The sequence below is a fragment of the uncultured Sphingomonas sp. genome, from assembly GCF_913777625.1.
In the GTDB taxonomy this organism is placed as follows: Bacteria; Pseudomonadota; Alphaproteobacteria; order Sphingomonadales; family Sphingomonadaceae; genus Sphingomonas.
On sequence record NZ_CAJYTI010000020.1, the window covers coordinates 47,519 to 64,741 of the forward strand.

At 67.4% G+C, this 17,223-nt stretch carries 8 protein-coding genes; all 8 read left to right on the top strand.

The genetic code is table 11. From position 1 onward, the window contains the following. Nucleotides 1-63: 63 nt before the first annotated feature. The 8 genes from QZ814_RS10315 to QZ814_RS10350 all read left to right on the top strand — a co-directional run bounded on the left by QZ814_RS10315 (nucleotide 64) and on the right by QZ814_RS10350 (nucleotide 17,131). Complete coding sequence (locus QZ814_RS10315; RefSeq protein WP_294331647.1) at nucleotides 64-2,658, top strand: glycoside hydrolase family 2 protein; 2,595 nt, start codon at nucleotides 64-66, stop codon at nucleotides 2,656-2,658. Next, on the top strand, nucleotides 2,658-5,219 hold the full coding sequence (locus QZ814_RS10320) for a glycoside hydrolase family 3 C-terminal domain-containing protein (protein ID WP_294331649.1): 2,562 nt from the start codon (nucleotides 2,658-2,660) through the stop codon (nucleotides 5,217-5,219). The genes QZ814_RS10315 and QZ814_RS10320 overlap by 1 nt, the downstream gene beginning before the upstream one ends. Next, nucleotides 5,216-6,643 carry a glycoside hydrolase family 125 protein gene (locus QZ814_RS10325; RefSeq protein WP_294331651.1) on the top strand — a complete coding sequence of 476 codons (1,428 nt, stop codon included), beginning with the start codon at nucleotides 5,216-5,218 and terminating at the stop codon, nucleotides 6,641-6,643. The genes QZ814_RS10320 and QZ814_RS10325 overlap by 4 nt, the downstream gene beginning before the upstream one ends. Next, nucleotides 6,643-8,964, top strand: a complete 2,322-nt coding sequence (locus tag QZ814_RS10330) for a GH92 family glycosyl hydrolase (RefSeq protein WP_294331652.1) — start codon at nucleotides 6,643-6,645, stop codon at nucleotides 8,962-8,964. The genes QZ814_RS10325 and QZ814_RS10330 overlap by 1 nt, the downstream gene beginning before the upstream one ends. Beyond that, nucleotides 8,964-11,165 carry a hypothetical protein gene (locus tag QZ814_RS10335; protein ID WP_294331653.1) on the top strand — a complete coding sequence of 734 codons (2,202 nt, stop codon included), beginning with the start codon at nucleotides 8,964-8,966 and terminating at the stop codon, nucleotides 11,163-11,165. Before QZ814_RS10330 ends, QZ814_RS10335 begins: the two co-directional genes overlap by 1 nt. Next, nucleotides 11,162-13,081, top strand: a complete 1,920-nt coding sequence (locus tag QZ814_RS10340; protein WP_294331655.1) for an alpha-L-fucosidase — start codon at nucleotides 11,162-11,164, stop codon at nucleotides 13,079-13,081. The genes QZ814_RS10335 and QZ814_RS10340 overlap by 4 nt, the downstream gene beginning before the upstream one ends. Before the next feature lie 259 nt (nucleotides 13,082-13,340). Continuing rightward, nucleotides 13,341-14,330, top strand: coding sequence for a N(4)-(beta-N-acetylglucosaminyl)-L-asparaginase (locus QZ814_RS10345; protein ID WP_294331656.1), 990 nt, complete (start codon nucleotides 13,341-13,343; stop codon nucleotides 14,328-14,330). A gap of 53 nt (nucleotides 14,331-14,383) precedes the next feature. Next, a complete protein-coding gene (locus QZ814_RS10350; protein WP_294331658.1) occupies nucleotides 14,384-17,131 on the top strand; it encodes a TonB-dependent receptor in 2,748 nt (915 codons plus the stop codon). Nucleotides 17,132-17,223: the final 92 nt, after the last annotated feature.

A 17,223-nucleotide genomic window follows, 5' to 3' on the forward strand; every position in this document is an offset into this window, starting at 1 on the left:
CAGCCTGTGCGCTTGGGGCAAGAGCCGCAGCGGTCCCACCAATGGATCCCCGCCTTCGCGGGGATGACCGCCAAGGCGCTAGGACTGGCGTTCGTCTCGCTGGCCGCCCTCGCCACGCCGGCCTGGGCGGATGCGCGCCAGTCGGTCTCGCTCGACGGCGCGTGGGAGGTGCGGATCGATCCCAGCGATACCGAGGCGGCCAAGGCACATCCGAAGGAAGCCCTTTGGTTCCCGGCCAAGGTGCCCGGCAGCGTCCAGCAGGACCTGATCGCCGCCAAGCGCGTGCCCGATCCCTACAAGGGCATCAACGAGGCGCCGATCCAATGGGCCGGCCTTACCCGCTGGCAGTTCCGCCGCACGCTCAACGTCACGCCCGACATGCTGGCGCGCGACCATCTCGAGCTGGTGTTCGACGGGCTCGACACGTTTGCGAGCGTGACGCTCAACGGCCACAAGCTGATCGAGACCAACAACGCCCATCGCCGCTGGCGGGTAGAGGCCAAGCAGGCGCTCAAGGCTGGTGCCAATGAGCTGGTCGTGACCATCGCCTCGCCGATCAAGACGCTGCAGCCGATGGTGCTGGCGGAAAAATTCCCGCTCCCCGGCGAATATGATTCCGCCTTCGGCGACGAGCCCAAGGGCAAGCAGACCTCGCCCTATATCCGCAAGCCGAAATATGATTACAGCTGGGACTGGGCGCCGCGCCTCGTCAAGATCGGGCTGTGGCGGCCGGTGCGGCTGGAGCCGTGGGACGATGCCCGGATCGACGGTTTCCGCGTCGATCAGGAAGCGCTGAATCCCGCCGAGGCGCGGCTGGTGGCGCGCTGGAAGCTGCTCGGCGACCGCGCGCGCGCCGTCACCGTCCGTACCCGCATCACCGGTCCTGACGGCCAGACCGTCGAGGCCGCGCGCAGGCTGACGCTCGGCGCTGGCGAGAACGCGGTCAGCGTGCCGCTCACCGTGCCCAAGCCCCAGCTCTGGTGGCCGGCGGGCTATGGCGCGCAGCCGCTCTACAAGGTCGAGGCCGTGCTGGAGGAAGACGGCGCGGTGAGCGACCGCGTTTCCCAGCGCATCGGCCTGCGCACCGTCGAGCTGCTGACCCAAGGCGGCGGTTTCGGTTTCCGCATCAATGGCCTGCGCATCTTCGCCAAGGGTGCGAACCTGATCCCGTTCGACATGTTCCCCAGCGCCGTCACCGAGGCGCGGATGCGCCGCATGGTCGCCGATGCGCGCGACGCCAACATGAACATGCTCCGCGTCTGGGGCGGCGGCTATTATCTCGACGACGCCTTCTACGCCGCCGCCGACGAACTCGGCATCCTGGTGTGGCAGGACTTCATGTTCGGCGGATCGATCACCCCGCCCGACGCGGCGTTCCGCGAGAATGTGCGGATCGAAGCCGAGCAGCAGGTCGCCCGGCTCCAGCCGCACCCGTCGATCGTCGGCTGGAACGGTGGCAACGAAGTGCTCGCCGGCTGGGAAAACTGGTCCGATCGCAAGGCGTTCAAGAAGGCGGTCGGCGCCGACGAACAGGAGCGGATCGGCGCGGGCATGGCCGTGCTGTTCGATCGCACGCTGCGCCGCGCGGTCGAGCAGGAAGCGCCGGGCACCACTTATTGGCCGGGCTCGCCCTCAAACGACTATACCGGCCCGGTGGATACCGATGCCACCGGCGACCGGCATTTCTGGGATGTCTGGTCGGGCTCCAAGCCGGTCGAGAACTATCTTGGCGGCTGCGCGCGGTTCATGTCCGAATATGGCTTCCAGGCGATGCCCAACCTCTCGACGATCCGCGATTTCGCCGGGGATGGACCGCTGGCGATCGACAGCCCGGTGCTCAAGGCGCACCAGAAGTTCCTGGCCGGCGAAGGCAATAGCCGCCTGCAGCTCTATCTCGACCAGCGGCTGCGCAAGCCCGCCGACTTCGCCGACCTCGTCTACCTCACCCAGGTGAACCAGATGCAGGCGATCGGCATGGCGGCGCGCCACCATCGCGCCTGTGCGCCGATCACCATGGGCTCGCTGTTCTGGCAGCTCAACGATGCCTGGCCGGCGATCAGCTGGGCGAGCATCGACTATGACGGCCAGTGGAAGCTGCTCCAGTACGAGGCGCGCCGGATGTTCGCGCCCCAGGCGATCGTCGCCGAGCACAAGGACGGCGCCACCCGCCTCGCCGCGGTGTCGGACGCTACCCAGCTGATCGCCGCCGAATGGCGCGTGCGCGGCTTCACCATGGACGGCAAGCCGCTCGGTACGAAGGCGGAGAAGTTCGACCTCTCGCCGGGTTCGCTCGAACTCGTCAAGATCGCGGATGCCGATCTGTTCGGTACCGCGGCGCCTGCCGACAGCTATGCCGTCGCCGAGCTGTGGATCGACGGCAAGCCGGTCTCGCGCCAAATCGTCGAGCGGCTGGCACCCAAGGACATGGTCTATCCCGCCCCGCGCCTGTCGGCCCGCTGGCAGGGCAAGCAGGTTACCGTGACCGCCGGTGCGCTCGCCCGTGCGGTGATGCTCGATTTCGGCACAACCGTCGCGCATGCCAGCGACAACGGCTTCGACCTGCTGCCCGGCGAGAGCCGCACCCTCACCATCACCTCCGAGGCGAGCGCCGCCGCGCTCGCCCGCGCCCTTACCCTTCGCACGCTGGGACCCCGTTGATGCCCTTCCTTCCCCTGCTCCTCCTCGCCGGCGATCCCGATCCGGTCGCCGCCGCCATCGCCAAGATGACGATCGAGCAGAAGGCCGCGCAGCTCCAGAGCACCGCGCCCGCCGATCCGACGATCGGCCTGCCCGCCTATGACTGGTGGAACGAAGGGCTGCACGGCCTCGCCCGCGATGGCTATGCGACCGTGTTCCCCCAGGCGATCGGCCTTGCCGCGACCTGGGACATGGACCTGCTCCACAAGGTCGGCGACACCGTCGCCACCGAGGCGCGCGCCAAGTTCAACGCGAAGCCCGTGACCGCCGATCGCAAGATCTATGAGGGGCTGACGATCTGGTCGCCCAACATCAACATCTTCCGCGATCCGCGCTGGGGCCGCGGCCAGGAGACTTATGGCGAGGATCCGTTCCTCACCGGGCATCTGGCGGTGAGCTTCATCCAGGGCTTGCAGGGTCCGGACCCGGCACATCCCAAGGTGCTTGCCACGCCTAAGCATTTCGCGGTGCATAGCGGCCCCGAAGCCGGCCGCGACGGCTTCGATGTCGATCCCAGCCCCCAAGACCTGGAATCGACCTACACCCCCGCCTTCCGCCTCGCGATCGTCGAGGGCAAGGCGCAGTCGCTGATGTGCGCGTATAATTCGATCCACGGCACGCCCGCCTGTGCCTCGGGCGGGCTGCTCAACGACAAGCTGCGCAAGGCTTGGGGCTTTACCGGCCTCACCGTGTCGGATTGCGACGCGGTGGCGAACATCCATATGTTCCACCATTACAGCCTCGACGCCGCCGAGGCGGCCGCCGCAGCGATCAAGGGCGGCAACGACCTCAACTGCGGCACCACCTATGCGGCACTGCCGGAGGCGGTGAAGCGCGGGCTGGTGAACGAGGCCGAGGTCGACGTGGCACTCAAGCGTGCGCTCGACGCCCGCCGCGCACTCGGCATCGCCTTTGGCGGCGCCAATCCGTGGGGCAAGATCAAGCCCAGCGAACGCGGCACCCCGGCGCAGCGTGCGCTGGCGCTGGAGGCCGCGCGCAAGGCGATCGTGCTGCTCAAGAACGACGGCGACCGCCTGCCGCTCACCCCCGGCGGCCGCATCGCGGTGATCGGCGCCAATGCCGATGATCTGGGCGTGCTGGAGGGCAATTATCACGGTACCGCCAAGGATCCGGTGACGCCGCTCGACGGCATCCGCCGCCAGTTCGGCGCGGACCGCGTCCTGTACGCGCAAGGCTCCCAGCTGGCCGAGGGCGGCGCGGTGATCATGCCCGAAACCGCCTTCCGCGCCGACGACAAGCCGGGCCTCAAGGCCGAATATTTCGCCTCGCCCACGGTCACAGGCACGCCCGTCGCCATCCGGCAGGATCGCCGCATCGACTTCAACTATACCCGCGCCGCGCCGTTGCCGAGCCTGAACCCCACCGGCTTCGCGGTGCGCTGGAGCGGCGACTTCGTGCCGCCGGGCGCGGGCGACTATGAACTCGCGATCGACATTCCCGCCTGCTGGAAGGATTGCACCACGCACGATGCGGTGCGGCTGTGGGTCGACGGCAAGCTGCTCCACGACGGCCCGCTCGGCAAGGCGCGCGTGGCGGTGAAGGTTGCCAGCGACGGCAAGCCGCTGCCGTTCCGCATGGAGATCGACCATCGCAGCGAGGATTTCGGCGTCCGCCTGATGTGGCAGCCGCCGGCCGAGCCGATGCTCGCCCAGGCGCTCGACGTGGCGAAAAGCGCCGACACGATCGTCGCCGTCCTCGGCCTGTCGCCCGACCTGGAGGGCGAGGCACTCAGCGTCTCGATCCCGGGCTTCGTTGGCGGCGACCGTACCGACATCGCCCTGCCGCGCCCGCAGCTCGAACTGCTCCAGGCGCTGCGCAAGACCGGCAAGCCGCTGGTCCTCGTCCTCACCAGCGGCAGCGCGGTGGCAGTCGATCCTTCGCTGGCCGACGCAATCCTCGAAGCCTGGTATCCCGGCGAAGAGGGCGGCACCGCCATCGCCGAGACGCTGGCCGGGAAAAACAACCCCTCGGGCCGCCTGCCGCTGACCTTCTACGCCTCGACCGACGACCTCCCGGCGTTCGTCGACTACGGCATGAAGGAGCGGACCTATCGCTTCTTCACCGGCAAGCCGCTCTGGGGCTTCGGCCATGGCCTCAGCTACACGCGCTTCGCCTATGGCGATGTGGCGGTGAAGGCCGCGGGGCTCGGCCAGCCGGTCCAGGTCAGCGCCAAGCTCACCAATGCAGGGAACCGCAGCGGTGAGGAAGTTGCCCAGGTCTATGTCGTCACACCCGACGCGGGGAAACCGGGCGGGTTCACGGCACCGGTGCTCCAGCGTCAGCTTGCCGGCTTCCAGCGCGCCTCGCTCGCACCGGGCAAGTCGGCCAGCCTGTCGTTCACGCTCGATCCCCGCAGCATCAGCAGCGTCGCGCGCGACGGCACGCGGCGCGTGCTGCCGGGCACCTACCGGGTGTGGGTCGGCGGCGGTCAGCCCGGCGACGGTGCGGGGCAATGGACCGAGTTCACGCTGAACGGCGATGCACAGGAGCTGCCGAAATGATCGACCGCCGCACCCTGCTCGGCTCCGGCCTCGCGCTCGCCGCCACGCCCGCCTTCGCCGCCACCACGACCGATCTCGCCAGCAAGCGCCCGGCACCCGCCGACCGACGCTTCGTCAGCAAGGCGGTGGAGCGTGAAATCACGCGCGTTTCCAAGCAGATCGCTGATCCGAAGCTGCGCTGGATGTTCGGCAACTGCTTCCCCAATACGCTCGACACCACGGTCAAGATGGGCGTGGTCGATGGAAAACCAGATGCGTTCGTCATCACCGGCGACATCGACGCACTATGGTTACGGGACAGCTCAGCGCAGGTGCGTCCCTATCTGCATCTCGCCAGGGAAGATGCCGATCTGCGCCGCCTCTACCACGGCCTGATCGCACGGCAAGCGCGCTGCATCCTGCTCGATCCCTATGCCAACGCCTTTCTCGAGGATCCGAACGCCCGCACCAAGCTGAGCTGGGCGCTCGCGGACAAGACCGAGATGAAGCCCGGCGTCGCCGAACGGAAGTGGGAGGTGGACAGCCTCTGCTATCCCATTCGCCTGGCCCATGATTACTGGAAGGCGACCGGCGACACCACGCCGTTCGATGCACAATGGGCAGAATCTGCCCGCGCGATCCTGCGCACCTTCCGCGAGCAGCAGCGTAAGACCGGTGCCGGGCCGTACCGGTTCCTCCGCAACAGCGACCGGCCGACCGAGACGTTGATGCTCGACGGCTATGGCGCGCCGACACGGCCGGTCGGGCTGATCCATTCCGGTTTCCGACCCTCAGACGATGCCTGCATCTACCCCTTTCTGATTCCTGCCAATTATTTCGCCGTGACGGTACTTCGCGAGCTCGCGATACTCGTGATGGCCGCCCGCCAGGACACCGCATTGGCGAGCGACGCCACCGCGCTGGCCGACGAAGTCGCCGCCGCGCTCCGCGACTATGGCACGATGCGGCTGCGCGACGGCAGCGAGGTGATTGCCTATGAGGTCGACGGCTTCGGCAACGCGATCTTCATGGACGACGCCAATGTACCGTCGCTTTCCAGCCTCGCCTATCTGCGCTGCTTCGATCGCGCCGACCCGCTATGGCAGCGCACCGCCGCGGCGGCGTGGAGCGAGACCAATCCCTATTGGTCGCGCGGCAAGGTGATCGAAGGCATTGGCGGCCCGCATGTCGGGCTGGGCCAGGTCTGGCCTATGTCACTGATTATTCGGGCATTCTCGCATGATGACGATGTGCGAACGCCTCGCAATATCTTGAGAATGCTTAGCAATAGCGATGCTGGCACCGGCTTTATCCATGAAGCCGTGGACCAGAATGACCCCGCCAAATTCACCCGCGACTGGTTTGCCTGGGCCAACGGCCTGTTCGGCGAGCTGATCGTCCACCTGGCCGCCACCCAACCCCAGCTCCTTCAGGAGATGCTGTGATGTTCACCCGCCGCCGCCTGCTCGGCTCCAGCGCGATCGGTCTGGCCGCCGCAGCCACGCCGCGCATCGCCTTTGCGCAGGCGCCGCGCCGTACTGCGCCCAACCTGTTCATCGGCACCGGCGGCACCGGACATACCTATCCGGGCGCGTCGCTCCCCTTCGGCATGGTGCAGCTGAGCCCCGATACCGGCGTCGAGCGCTGGGAGACCTGCTCGGGCTATTATCACACCGACGGCTCGATCCTCGGCTTCTCGCATACGCACCTCTCGGGCACCGGCATCGGCGACATGCTCGACCTGCTCGTTGTCCCCGGCCGGGGACCGGTGGTGCTGCAGCCCGGCACCCGCGAAAAGCCGGAGACCGGCTATCGGCAGCGCTATCAGGACGAGCGCGCCGAGCCGGGCTATTACAGCGTCGCGCTGGAGAACGGCGTCCGCGCCGAGCTGACCGTTACAGAGCGAACCGGCTGGCATCGCTACACTTTCCCCGCCGGCGCCGGGCACATCCTGCTCGACCTCTCGCACCTGGTGCTCGACAGCTCGGACAACCCGCCGCTGATCGCCGACGCGGTGATCGAGGTGGCGCCGGACGGCACGATCACCGGCCAGCGACAAGTCTTCCGCTGGGCCAAGGGCCGCAAGATTTTCTTCGCGCTCCAGCTCTCGCGCCAGCCCGATCGGATCACGCTCTACGCCGATGACGATGCCGAGCAGCCCGCCGGCAGCACCAGGGTCACCGGGCGGCGACTGAAGGCGGTGCTGCACTATGCGGACGCCGGAAATGCTCCGATTTCCGTACGTTGTGGCATTTCCGGCGTCGATGTGGCCGGGGCCCGAGCCAATCTCGTCACCGAAGCGGGACATTGGGACTTCGATGCCACCCGTCGCAAAGCCACCGCCCGGTGGCAACCGGCGCTCGACGCCGTCCGCGTCGAAGGCGGCACCGCCGACCAGCGGACGATCCTCACGACGTCGCTGTACCACGCCCAGCTCGCCCCCACGCTCTTCTCGGACGTCGATGGCCGCTATCTCGGCATGGACGGGCAGATCCACACCGTGCCCATGGGCGGCGCGGCGTACAGCACCTGGTCGCTGTGGGACACCTATCGCGCGCTGCACCCGCTGCTCACCCTGATCGCGCCCGATCGGGTCAAGTCGCTCGTCGATGACCTGATCCGCCAGACTGCCCAGTCACCCTATGGCCCCCTGGTCTGGCCGCTGCAGGGCAAGGAAACCGGCACGATGATCGGCTGGCACGGCGTGGTGCCGCTCGCCGAGGCGCAGGCCAAGGGGATTCCGGCCGAGTACGCCGCCGCCTGGCCCGCGATCCGCCGCCGCAGCTTCGATTTCACCGCGCCGGACCTCGACAACAGCAAGGGCCGCGACCTCTACGACAGCCTCGGCTATGTGCCCGCCGACAAATGGTGGGAAAGCGTCAGCCGCACCCAGGAATATGCCTATGACGACTGGGCATCGGCGCACCTCGCCGCCGCGATCGGGGAGAAGGCCGATGCGGCGCGGCTGGCCAAGCGTTCGGGCAACTGGCGCAACGTGATCGACGGCAATATCGGCTTTGCCCGCCCCCGCTTCGCCGATGGCAGCTGGTGGACACCCTATGATCCGATCCAGCTCGGCCACATGCCCAAGCCTTGGTGGCGCGATTATACCGAGGCGAATGGCTGGCAGGCGACCTTCCTCAACCAGCACGACGTCCACGACCTGATCGCGCATATGGGCGGCGACGCCACGTTCGAGGCGAAGCTCGATGCGCTGTTCAACGCGCCCTCCACGCTCCCGGCCAATGCCCCGCCCGATATCTCCGGGCTGGTCGGCCAGTACGCGCATGGCAACGAGCCCGATCAGCACGCCGCCTATCTCTATGCCTATTGTGGCGCGCCCTGGAAGACGCAGGCGATGGTCCGGCGGCTGTGCACGGAGATGTACAAGAACGATCCAGATGGAATCATCGGCAACGACGATTGCGGCCAGATGAGCGCCTGGTACGTCTTCTCGGCGCTGGGCTTCTACCCGGTCGATCCGGTCTCGACGGTCTATGTCTTCGGCTCCCCGCTGTTCGAGCGCGCCGAGGTGACGGTGGGCGCGGGCAAACGGCTGGTTATCGAGGCGCCGGGCAACCGGCCGGACACGCCCTATGTGGCCGCCGTCACCTGGAACGGCAAACCCTGGACCAAGAGCTGGATCGCGCACGCCGATCTGGTGAAGGGCGGTACGCTACGCTTCACCATGTCGGCTACACCGAACCCGGCGTTCGGCCGGGCGCCGGCCGACCGTCCGCCGTCCGGTGGCCACGTGCGCGCCTGATGCTGCTCGCCGCCGCGCTTCTGACGACGACACCCTGCGTCGCCGCTGGCAAGGGCGGCGAGGTGGCGGCCGATCTGCTGCGCACGCGGCTGGCGGAGCGCCACGCGGCCTGCGCCCGCGTGTTGCTTGCACCCAGCGACGCGGTTGCCGCCGCCCTGCCCGCGGCGCAGCGGTCAACCTGGCGCAAGGTCGCCCCGCGTCACCTGCCGCGCGAGGGCTTCGCGGTCCGGCGCATCGGCGACACGCTGGTCATCACCGCGCAGGCAACGCGCGGGCTTGTCTATGGCGCCGGCTGGTATCTTCGCACGGGCGCCCGGCCCCTGCGCTATGACAGCGCGCCCGCGCGCCCCGTGCGGCTCACCCAGATCGGCTACCGCGCCAAGAACAACAGTTACGATGCCTGGACGCTGGCGATGTTCCAGCGCCGCATCGAGGACTTCGCGCTATGGGGCGCAAGCGGCGTGCAGGTGATCGCGCCGATCTCCGACGATGACGACAGCAGCCCGCTCTTCCCTGCCCCGCCGCTGGAGACGCTGCGTGGCATCGGCGCAATCGCCCACCGGCTCGGCATCGACTTCGCGCTCTATTATCCCAACCTCCATGACTATGCGACGCCGGCCGAGCGTGATGCGGAGCTTGGCCGCTTCCGCACGCTGCTCGGGCAGCTGCCGCAGGTCGACGCGCTGTACGTGCCCGGCGGCGACCCGGGCCATGCCGCCCCGGCCAACCTCTTCCCCCTCGTCGCCGAGGAAGCGGCGGCGCTGCACGGGCGCAATCCCGCCGCGAGCATATGGGTCTCGACCCAGGGCTTCGATGCCGCCGGGCTCGACGCCTTCTACGCCCAGCTCGCCCGCCGTCCGCGCTGGCTGACCGGCATCTTCGCCGGCCCGCAGACCCGCGACCCGGTGGCTGTCCAGCGCCGCAATCTGCCCGCCGGATATCGGCTGCTGCTCTACCCGGACATCGCCCACACCATGCACGCGCAGGTGCCGGTCGACCGCTGGAGCCCTGCCTTCGCGCTCACCGAAGGCCGCGAGCCGATCAACCCCCGCCCGCGCGCGATGACGGCGCTGTTCCGGCATCTCGATCCGGGCAGCAGCGGCTTCGTCACCTATTCGGAAGGCGTGAACGACGATGTGAACCAGTTCCTCTGGTTCCGCCTGGGCTGGGATCCGCACACCACAGCCGAAGCGTTTGCCCGCGACTATGCCGCCGGCTTCATCGGCGATTCCACTGCGGCCAAGGCGCTGTTCGCGCTCGAAGACAATTGGGTGGGAGATCCCGCCGCCAATGCGCGGATCGACGCGACGCTGGCGCTGGTGGATGGCCTCAATCCCGCCGCCTGGGCCGATTGGCGGATCGATGCGCTGCGCTACCGTGCGGTGTACGATGCGATCGTCCGCCACCGACTGATCGCCGCCCGCGCGCGCGAAGCCGCCGCGCTTGCTGCCCCGGATGCCGCCACGGCCCGTGCCCGGCTCGCCGAGCCCGATCCCGCCCCCGTGCCTGCCTTGCGTACCCGGCTGTTCGCGCTCGCCGAACGACTGTGGCAGGGCGCGCGGCTCCAGCTCAGTGTAAAGCGCTACGGTGCCACCACCATCGAGCGCGGCGCCAATCTCGATCGCGTCGATGTCGACCTCAACGACCGCGTCTGGATCGAGCGCCAGCTGGCTACCCGGACACCCGCCCAGCTCGCCGACTATGCCCGCACGCGCGACGGCGCGCTGTACGACGATCTCGGCGATCCCTGGAACGCCCCCCACCTCGTTCGCGGCAGCAGCCCGGCCACCGATCCCCTGCGCTTCGACGGCGCCGTCGAGGGCATTGCCGATCGCACGCCCGAGGACGGCTGGCGAATGTCGTGGATCAGCTATGCCGAGAGTCTCTACGACGCCCCGCTGCGGCTCCAGTATACCGGCCTCGACCCCAAGCGCCGCTACCGCCTGATCGCCACCTATGCGGGCGAGGACTATTGGCTGCCGATGCGGCTCGTCGCCACGGGCGGCATCGAGATCCACCCCCCGCTCGACCGCAAGACCAACCCGATGACGGTCGAATTCGACATCCCCGTCGCCGCCACCCGAAGCGGCACGCTCGACCTCGCCTGGACACGGCCCGCCGGCATGGGCGGCAGCGGCCGCGGCCATCAGGTCGCCGAGACCTGGCTTATCCCCGAACCCCTCCCCGGAGAACGCAAATGACGACCCTTTCCCGCCGAGCGCTCGTCGCCGCAGGCCTTGCCTCGCCCGCGATCGCGCATGCCGCCGGCAGCGCGGCCAAGACCGCAGCACCCCAGCCGTTCGGCGCCACGCCCTCCGCCCGCCAGTGGAAATGGCACCAGCGCGAGCAATATGCCTTCATCCATTTCTCGATGAACACCTTCACCGACAAGGAATGGGGCTATGGGGACGAGGATCCCAAGACCTTCAACCCCACCGATTTCAGCGCCGACCAGATCGTCGCGGGAGCCAAGGCGGGTGGGCTCAAGGGCCTGATCCTGGTCTGCAAGCACCACGACGGCTTCTGCCTGTGGCCGACGACGCTGACCGAGCATTGCATCCGCAACAGCCCTTACAAGAACGGCCAGGGCGACATCGTCCGCGAGATGTCGGACGCGTGCAAGCGCGCCGGCCTGCCCTTCGGCGTCTATCTCTCGCCCTGGGACCGCAACCATGCCGAATATGGCCGCCCCGGCTACATCAGCTATTATCGCGCCCAGCTGACCGAGCTTTGCACCCAGTACGGCACGCTGTTCGAAGTGTGGTTCGACGGCGCCAATGGCGGCGACGGCTATTATGGCGGCGCGCGCGAGACCCGGAAGATCGACGCGCCGGCCTATTACAACTGGCCGTCGATCGTCGCGCTGGTCCACAAGCTCCAGCCCGATGCCTGCACCTTCGATCCGCTCGGCGCCGATATCCGCTGGGTGGGCAACGAGGACGGCGTGGCGGGCGACCCCTGCTGGCCGACCATGCCCAACCACCCGTACGTACAGAGCGAGGGCAATTCGGGCGTGCGCGGCGGCGCGCTGTGGTGGCCGGCCGAGACCGACGTCTCGATCCGCCCGGGCTGGTTCTACCATGCCGACGAGGATTCGCGGGTGAAGAGCCCCGAGCGGCTGGTGCAGCTGTATGACGAGTCGGTGGGCCGTGGGACCAATCTGAACCTCAACCTGCCGCCCGATCGCCGCGGCCGCATCGCCGACCAGGACGTGAAGATCCTCAAGAGCTTCGGCGACGCGATCCGCGCGACCTTTGCGCAGGACCTGGCAAAGAGCGCGGTCGCCCATGCCAGCGCGGTGCGCGGGCCCGGCTTCGAGGCAGCGCGCGTGCTCGACGGCAATCGCGAGACCTATTGGTCGACGCCCGACGGCGCGAACACCCCCACCCTCACCTTGGACCTCAAGCCCGGCACCCGCTTCGACGTGATTCGCCTGCGCGAATATCTGCCGCTCGGCGTGCGGGTGACGCGCTTCGCCGTGGATGCCGAGATCGACGGCGCCTGGCAGCAACTCGCGGAGAAGCAGTGCATCTCGGCGCAGCGCATCCTCCGCCTGCCCCAGCCCGTCGCGCCGCGCCGCGTGCGGCTGCGCATCCTGGAGGCGGCCGCCTGCCCCGCAATCAGCGAATTCGCCCTGTTCCGTGCGGTGGCACCGGCACCGGTCGCGCCGATCATATCGTCCGACCCCACCGTGCTCGATACGCGCGGCTGGACGATCGCCGGAGCCAGCGCGCCGGGTGCAGAAAAGCTGCTGGATCGCGATCCTGGCACGATCTTGACGCTCCCGGCGCCGCGCCCGGGCACGCCCGCGACGATCACCATCGATCTGGGCGCAACCACCACGCTTGCCGGCTTCAGCCTGACGCCGTCGCGCCATGTGATGATCGGCGCGGCGCCGCCCAAGGGCTACCAGGCGGAGACCAGTGTGGACGGTACCAATTGGGATCCTGCTGCGACCGGCGAGTTCAGCAACATCGCCTATGCCCTGTCGACGCAGCGCATCGGGTTCGCCAAGGCGCGCGCGGCACGTTTCCTGCGGCTGACCTTTGCCGAAACGGCGCTGCCCGAAGCCAAGCTGGCGATCGCGGAAATCGGCGGGTTCACCACGCCCCGCTGACGTTCCTGCCCAGTACCAAGACCACGCGCGCCGGCGTCCGACATGTTCGGGCGCCGGCGCGTTGCATTGGCGCAACATCCTTCCCGAAAAAGGACGGCAGGCGCCTCGGACGTTGCCATATATAAAACCAATTTTCCGAAATGGTATTGTATTGATGTGGCACCTATGACAGCATCCCTTCGATGCGGTGACAGACATATGACGCACCGCAACATGGGATTGTGCCGCAAAAATGCGGCGTTTCGAGGGGGTTGCTCCGATGGGAATCCGTCGCCGCGATGCATTGAAGTGGGGGGTGACAGGCGCCGTGGCGCTGCCGACGCATGCCGCGCTGGCACAGCCGAACGACGCGCGCGCGCTGATCGTTTCCACCTGGGATTTCGGTGCAGCCGCCAATGCGGCCGCCTATGCCCAGTGGAAGAAGAGTGGCTCGCTGATCGATGCGGTCGAAGCGGGCGCCTGGGTGCCCGAAGCCGATCCCAATAACCACTCGGTCGGCTATGGCGGCTATCCGGACCGCGACGGCCATGTGACGCTCGACGCGATCATCATGGACGATCGCGGCAATGTCGGTGCGGTCGCCGCGCTGGAGGACATTCTCCACCCGATTTCGGTCGCGCGGCGGGTGATGGAAAGGACGCCGCACACCTTTCTGGTCGGCGAAGGCGCCCGCCAGTTCGCGATCGAGCAGGGGTTCCCCAGGACCAAGCTGCTGACCGCCGAGGCAGAGGCGGCGTGGCGTGCGTGGCTGAAGACCGCCAAGTACAAGCCAATCGCCAACATCGAGAACCAGCGTGGTTCGGCGCTCGACCATGACACGATCGGAATCGTCGCCTGCGACGCCGCTGGTCGGCTGGCCGGCGCCTGCACCACCTCCGGCATGGCGTTCAAGCTGCGCGGCCGCGTCGGCGACTCGCCCCAGGCCGGGTGCGGCCTGATGGTCGAACCCGATGTCGGCGCCGCCACGGCAACCGGCGTGGGCGAGGAAGTAACCCGGATCGCCGGATCTGCGCGGATCGTCTCCTCGATGCGGGCGGGCATGCCCCCGATGGAGGCTTGCCGTGAAGCTGTTTTGCACATTGCCCGCTTGCGGGGCGATGCCGTCAAGGACGCGCAGGTCGCGTTCCTGGCGATTAACCGCGACGGTCTGGTCGGCGCCTATGCGCTGCAGCCCGGCTTTACCTATGCGGTTACCAACTTGGGGGGAGCGACGAGCGTGCTCGCCGCAGAGAGCCTGCGCAAAGGCTAGCGTACGCCAGCGCAGAACCATGTCAGCCCGGGGGCAAAAGGAAGGATAAAGTGATGAGGGGTTTTCGGAAGTCTCTGCTGGTTTCGACCAGCTTTACCGCCGCGTTCGGCGCGGCGTCGCTGGCGCTGGTCGCGCCGGCAGCCGCCCAGACCGCCGATCAGCAAACGCCTGCCGCTGAAGGCGATCAGATCGTCGTGACCGGCTATGCGCGCTCGCTGGCGGATTCCGCCGCGACCAAGCGCAAGGCCAACGCGATCGTCGACGTGATCAGCGCGGAAGACGTGGGCAAGTTCCCCGACCGCAACATCGCGGAATCGCTGTCGCACCTGCCGGGCGTGACCGTCGACCACCAGTTCGGGGAAGGCGAGCAGGTCTCGATCGCCGGTCTGGAGCCCGCGCTGAACCGCATCCTGATCGATGGCCACTCGGTTGCCTCGGCCGATTGGGGCGGCAACCCGTCGGACCGGTCGAGCCGCAGCTTCAACTATTCGCTCCTTTCGCCCGAAATCATCAGCCAGGCGATCGTCTACAAGACGCCGGAAGCCCGGCTGCAGGAAGGCGCGATCGGCGGCACCGTCGACGTCGTAACCCGCAAGCCCCTGGATCTGAAGCCGAACACGATCACCGCATCGGCGGGCTATGCCTATAACGACCGGTCCGAGCGCGGCAGCCCGCGCGCCTCGGTGCTGTACAGCTGGCACAATGATTCCGGCACGTTCGGCGTGCTCGGCTCGGTCGGCTATGATCGCCAGTATCTCGCTCGCGCGGGTGTCGCGGTGTATGGCTACCTGACCGGCAAGAGCTTCTTCCAGCAGGACAATAACGGCAACGTCATCACCGACGCCAGTGGCAACCCGGTACCGACCAACCCGAACCTGAAGGTCAATGGCGGCAGCTACAAGGACCTAGTCAACGCTCGCCTGCCCGCTTTCTTGGCGCACGAATATTTCCAGCAGACCCGCGAGCGCCTGAGCTTCTCGGGCGCGATGCAGTGGAAGCCTGCCGACAACCTGACCTTGACCGCGACCGGCCTCGTCATCCGCGGCAACTACGACAATTTCAGCAACTCCGAATATAGCTACAACGTCCGCGGCAACCTGATCCAGCAGGCGACGATCACCAACGGGCTGATCACCTCCGCCACCTATGGCGCGGGCACCGGCACCAACTGGACCGGCGAACTCGACACCAACTTCCGCCGCACGCGCATCAAGAACGACAGCGGCACGCTGGCGATGGACTGGGACGTCAACGGCTGGAAGGTCACCGGCAATGTCGGCTGGACCCGCGCATCGGGTGGCAAGCAGCCGGAATATCTGCTGAACTTCCGTACCCTGCAGGGCTTCACCGTCGGCGCCAACGGCCGCAACACGATGCTCGATTGGCAGTATCCGGCCAGCGACGGCTCGCGTTGGGTGAGCACCTCGCCGGGTGAATCGCGCCTGCAGACCGAGCCGGCGGTGCTCGCCGCGACCAACGGCGCAGGCTTCTACGGCGCGCAGATCGGCGGCATCACCGATGCCGACCAGACGCTCGACAAGGAGAAGTACGGTCAGCTCGATTTCGAGCGCGACATCGCCTTCGGTCCGTTCGTCAAGATCCTGTTCGGCGGTCGCTACAACGACCACCTCAACCGCCAGTTGACCTATGGCGGCGCGACCTTCACCAACCGCGCCTTCACGCTGGCCGATCTCGGCTCCTACACGCTCGCCGGCAACCTGTATGACGGGCTGTCGACCACCGGCAATGGCACGCCCTACGCCACGCTGACCAAGGATGCGGCCATCGCCGCGCTCACCGCGCCGGGCACGCTGAACGTCACGCGGTCGCTCGACACCGGCAGCTACTTCAAGGTGAAGGAGAAGATCTACACCGGCTACGTCCAGGCGAACTTCGAGACCGGCAAGTTCCGCGGGAACATCGGCGGTCGCTTCGTCAGCACGCAGGACGACAGCTTCTACTATCTGAGCTCGAACGGACAGGTCATCCCGCAGACCTCGTCGAGCACCGACAACCGGTTCCTGCCAGCGTTCAACATCGCCTATGATGCCGGTCCCGGCGTGGTGCTGCGCGCCGCTGCTGCGAAGGTGATCGCACGGCCCCGCTACTCCCAGCTCGCCGGCTCCTTCTCGCTGGACGACACGCAGAGCACCGGCAGCGCGGGCAATCCGAACCTCAAGCCCTATGCGGCGACGAACTTCGGCCTGTCGGCGGAATGGTACTTCACCAAGAGCGGCTATATCTCGGCGGAAATCTTCTACCGCGATATCTCGAACTACATCTCGAACAGCAACGTCACGCTGCGCCTGACCAACCCGCTGACGCAGCAGACGCGTGACTATGCGATCTCGCAGCCGATCAACGGCGGCGGCGCCTCGGTCACCGGCTTCTCGCTGACCGCGCAGACGCCGATCGCCTATGGCTTCGGCATTCAGGCGAACTACACCTTCGCCGATGCGGACACCGGCATCAGCGGCCAGGGCCTGCCCTATCTCTCGCGCGACACCTATAACATCGTGCCGTATTTCGAGAGCGGGCCGTTCCAGGCACGCGTGAGCTACAACTATCGCTCAAAGTACTTCTACGTGTTCGGCCGCCTTTCGTCGGCGGACTATACGGACTCGTACCGCCAGCTGGACTTCTCGGCATCGTACAAGGTGCTCGAGAACTTCACGATCACGGCGAACGCATCGAACCTGCTGGACGAGACCTATTACCAGTACAGCTCGACGCCGTCGGCGCCGACCGCGCTGTACAAGAATGGTCGGACCTTCTCGATCAGCGCCAGCTTCCGGATGTAATCCGGAATGACGGGGGAGCCACGGCAATCGCCGTGGCTCCCCTTTTCGCATGTCTATGGGGAGACATGCATCAACCAACGAAAACCAAAAGG

Coding starts and splice junctions, on each gene's coding strand:
- QZ814_RS10315 (WP_294331647.1), top strand. CDS start 64: ATGACCGCCAAGGCGCTAGGACTGGCGTTCGTCTCGCTGGCCGCCCTC.
- QZ814_RS10320 (WP_294331649.1), top strand. CDS start 2,658: ATGCCCTTCCTTCCCCTGCTCCTCCTCGCCGGCGATCCCGATCCGGTC.
- QZ814_RS10325 (WP_294331651.1), top strand. CDS start 5,216: ATGATCGACCGCCGCACCCTGCTCGGCTCCGGCCTCGCGCTCGCCGCC.
- QZ814_RS10330 (WP_294331652.1), top strand. CDS start 6,643: ATGTTCACCCGCCGCCGCCTGCTCGGCTCCAGCGCGATCGGTCTGGCC.
- QZ814_RS10335 (WP_294331653.1), top strand. CDS start 8,964: ATGCTGCTCGCCGCCGCGCTTCTGACGACGACACCCTGCGTCGCCGCT.
- QZ814_RS10340 (WP_294331655.1), top strand. CDS start 11,162: ATGACGACCCTTTCCCGCCGAGCGCTCGTCGCCGCAGGCCTTGCCTCG.
- QZ814_RS10345 (WP_294331656.1), top strand. CDS start 13,341: ATGGGAATCCGTCGCCGCGATGCATTGAAGTGGGGGGTGACAGGCGCC.
- QZ814_RS10350 (WP_294331658.1), top strand. CDS start 14,384: ATGAGGGGTTTTCGGAAGTCTCTGCTGGTTTCGACCAGCTTTACCGCC.